Genomic DNA, 1927 nt, shown 5'->3' on the forward strand with positions numbered 1-1927 from the left:
TGGCAACTACTCATGGGCCACGACGGACACCCCTACGCCATCCCACCCACCGAGACAGACCCACAACAAAAACCCATACCCAGCTACCACCGCCGCCGAAAACGCAGCGCCTGAACAAGATTGGAGCAGGGAGGGTCGACACCCCTCCCTGCGGCGCGGTAACCGATATACGCGGTGACCAGTCGGCGCGGGCTAGTGATCTGCCCGGGGAGCGATCGGCGCGGTGAGCGATCGGCGCGGCTGCCGAGAACCCGACTTTCGACAGACACACGGTGAGCGATCGGCGCGGCTACCGAGAAGCCCGACTTTCGACAGACACAGGGTGACCGATCGGCACGGCTACCGAGAAGCCCGACTTTCGACAGACACAGGGTGGCCGATCGGCACGGCTACCGATAAGCACGGTTCCGACATGCACGGCGATCGATCGGCGCGGCTAACGATAGGCGCCGTTGCATCGGTGTCGAGAGGTGTTGCGCGCCGCTGTATCACGTCTGAATCCCGGCAGCTACGTCCCACAGAACGTCTGGAAACTCTCGCTGAAGACTTCCGGGGCGGGCGAGGTGTAATCGGCCCACTCCTCTCGGAGGTCGAAAGGATGGGTGACAACATCCAGCAACGACGCGAACGGCTCCAGGTCGCCCTCCGTCGCCGCACGCAACGCTGCGTCGAGGCGGTGGTTGCGCGGAATGTACAGCGGGTTGACCCGATCCATCGCGTCGGCGGTCTCGCGCGAATCACGACCGTGCTGCACTAGCACGCCCCGCCACCGCTCCACCCACGCAGACGTGTGCCGGCGCGGGATCACCACGTCGAGAGCATCCGGGTTGCCCCGCAGCTCTTCTGCCAATCCACGGAAGGTGTTGGTCCAGTCGGCGTGGTTGTCCTTCATCACCGTCAGTAGGTCGTCCACCAACGCCTTGTCCACCGACGCCTTGTCCCCCGACGCCTTGTCCACGGTCTCACCCGGCAACCCGAGCTTCGCCGCCATGCCGGAGGCGAAGTGGCCGTCGTACCGCGTGTCGAAGGTGTCGAGGATCGCCGACACAACGGTGAGGGCGTCGTCGGTCTTCGGAGCGGCCAGATGAAGGAGTGTCTCCGCGAAACGCGCCAGGTTCCACTTCAGGACAGCGGGTTGATTACCGAACGCATAGCGACCGCCGTGGTCGATCGAACTGAACACCGCAGCCGGGTCGAACGCGTCGAGGAACGCGCACGGCCCGTAATCGATGGTCTCCCCCGAGATCGTCGTGTTGTCGGTGTTCATCACCCCGTGCACGAAGCCGGTAAGCATCCACCGCGCCACCAGCGACGCCTGCGCTTCGACAACCGCCTCGAAGAACGCCAGGTACCGGTTTTCGTCACCCTCAACGGGGAGGTTATCGATCTGCGGGTAATGCCGCCGGATCGCATAGTCGGCGAGCGTCTGGAGCACCTCGCCCTGCCGGACCGCGTACTCGAACGTGCCCACCCTGAGGTGGCTCGACGCGATGCGGGCTAGGACGGCGCCCGGCTCCATACCCTGCCGTCGGACACTCTGGCCCGTGGCGACGACGGACAGCGCCCGCGTCGTCGGGATGCCGAGTGCGGCCATCGCCTCGCTCACCAGGTACTCCCGAAGCATCGGGCCGACCACCGCGAATCCGTCGCCGCCGCGGGAGAACGGGGTGCGCCCCGACCCCTTCAGATGCAGGTCGACGCGTCTACCGTCCTTCTCCAATTCGCCGAGCAGCAGGGCGCGGCCGTCACCGAGCGACGGCACGTACCCGCCGAACTGGTGCCCGGCGTACGCCATCGCCACCGGCTTCGCCCCGGCAGGCGGGACCGCTCCGGAGAGCACGCCGATACCGTCCTCGCTGCGCAGCGCGTCCGCGTCGAGCCCGAGCGACGACGCCAGCGCAGCGTTGAGGACGAGTAGCTTGGGGGC

General features: G+C 66.5%; 1 protein-coding gene. It reads right to left on the bottom strand.

Going from position 1 to position 1927, the window contains the following annotated elements:
* Positions 1-508 precede the first annotated feature (508 nt).
* On the bottom strand, positions 509-1927 hold a 1419-nt coding region (locus WBQ44_RS11575; RefSeq protein ID WP_495566834.1), incomplete at its 5' end, for a protein adenylyltransferase SelO.

It is taken from the genome of Rhodococcus sp. (in: high G+C Gram-positive bacteria) (assembly GCF_049591685.1).
Taxonomy (GTDB): Bacteria; Actinomycetota; Actinomycetes; order Mycobacteriales; family Mycobacteriaceae; genus Rhodococcoides.